This is a genomic window from Streptomyces sp. YS-3, assembly GCF_045257485.1.
Classification (GTDB): domain Bacteria; phylum Actinomycetota; class Actinomycetes; order Streptomycetales; family Streptomycetaceae; genus Streptomyces.
In genome coordinates, this window is record NZ_JBJHPC010000943.1 from 1 (window position 1) to 1632 (window position 1632).

The window sequence follows — 1632 nt, forward strand, 5'->3', positions numbered from 1 at the left end:
CCCCCGCCCGCTCCAGCGGGTACACCGCCCCGATCACCGGGCGCAGCCGGCCCGACGCCGCCTCCTCCAGGGCGCGGGTGGCCAGGGTGACGCGGCGGTCGGGGGTGAGCTGGACATCCGCTATGCCGAGTACCGTGACGGACCGGGCCGCCGCCCGGTCCGGGTCGATGGGCGCGAAGCCCCGGCCCGTGGGGGCGCCGTGGGCCGAGAAGCGGCCCCCTTCGGCCGTCAACGGGAAGGCCGCCGCGCCGAGTTCGCCGCCCACGCCGTCCAGGACCACGTCCGCGCCCGTCCCGCTCAGCACCTCGGCCGCCCGCTCCGGCCAGTCGGGGGACGCCGCGTCCACGACCTCGTGGGCGCCCAGGCCCCGTACCAGCGCCAGCTTCTCGTCGCCCCGGGCCACCGCCACCACCCGCGCGCCCCGCGCACGGGCCAGCTGGACCAGGAGCGTGCCCATGCCGCCGGACGCGCCCGTGATCAGGACCGTCTCGCCCGCCTTCAGGGCCGTCAGCTCCAGCAGGGCCGGCGCGGTCACCGCGTCGTGGACCAGCGCCGCCGCCTCCCGCAGGCCCAGCCCCTCCGGGACCGGGACGAGGTGGGCGGCGGGGACGGCCGCCAGCGAGGCGTAGCTGCCGGCGTCCACGGCGGCGATCACCCGCCGCCCCGCCCACACCGCCGCGTCGACCCGCGCCCCGGTCGCCGTCACCGTGCCCGAGACACCGCCGCCGGGCACGTACGGCGGCCGGACGTCGAAGTACTCGCCGAACGCGCCCGCCCGTATCTGTGTGTGCACGAAGAGCGTGTCCACGTGGTCGACCGCGACCACCACCTCGTCCGGTCCGGCCACCGGGTCCGGCAGCTCCACCGGAACCAGTACCTCCGGGCCGCCGAACTCCCTCACCTGTGCCGCGCGCATACCGCTCACCCCTCCCCGTCGTTCGTCGCTTCCTTGATCCGGAGTCTTCGGCCTCAAGCGCGGTTGAGGTCAAGCGCGGGCCGCCCCGCCTCCCCGTACGCTCACCCCATGGGTTTGCGGGAACGGAAGAAGCAGCAGACGTACCAGGCCGTCTCGGACGTGGCGATCGCCCTCTTCCTGGAGAAGGGCTTCGACAACGTGCCGGTCGCGGAGGTGGCCGCCGCCGCCGGGATCTCCAAGCCGACCCTCTTCCGCTACTTCCCGGCCAAGGAGGACCTCGCCCTGCACCGGTTCTCCGACCACGAGGACGAGGCCGCGCGGGTGGTCGCCCAGGGGCGTACGGAGGGGCTCGCGCCGCTGCCCGCCCTGCGCCGCCACTTCCTGGCGGGGCTCGACGACCGCGACCCGGTGACCGGGCTGAACGACGACCCCCGGGTGCGCGCCTACCACGGGCTCCTCTACGGCACGCCCAGCCTGGTGGCGCGGCTGTTCGCCTACCAGAGCCGGGCCGAGGGCGCCCTCGCGGCGGCCCTGGGCACGGACATCGGGGCGCGCCTCGCGGCCGGTCAGATCATCGCCGTCCAGCGGATCCTCGCCGACGAGAACTGGCGCCGCATCCAGGCCGGAGAGAGCGCCGAGGAGGTGTACGGGGACGCGGTGGCGACGGCGGAGGAGGCGTTCGCGCAGCTCAGGGAGGGGTTGGAGCGGTACGCCTG

At 75.7% G+C, this 1632-nt stretch carries 2 protein-coding genes; one reads left to right on the forward strand and one right to left on the reverse strand.

The window, feature by feature from the left end; translation table 11 throughout:
- The coding region (locus ACJA3G_RS36535; RefSeq protein ID WP_406557318.1) for a zinc-binding dehydrogenase at nucleotides 1–916 on the reverse strand (916 nt) is incomplete at its 3' end.
- 108 nt (nucleotides 917–1024) lie between these two features.
- Between ACJA3G_RS36535 and ACJA3G_RS36540 the strand changes: the two genes are divergently transcribed.
- On the forward strand, nucleotides 1025–1632 hold a 608-nt coding region (locus ACJA3G_RS36540; protein ID WP_406557319.1), incomplete at its 3' end, for a TetR family transcriptional regulator.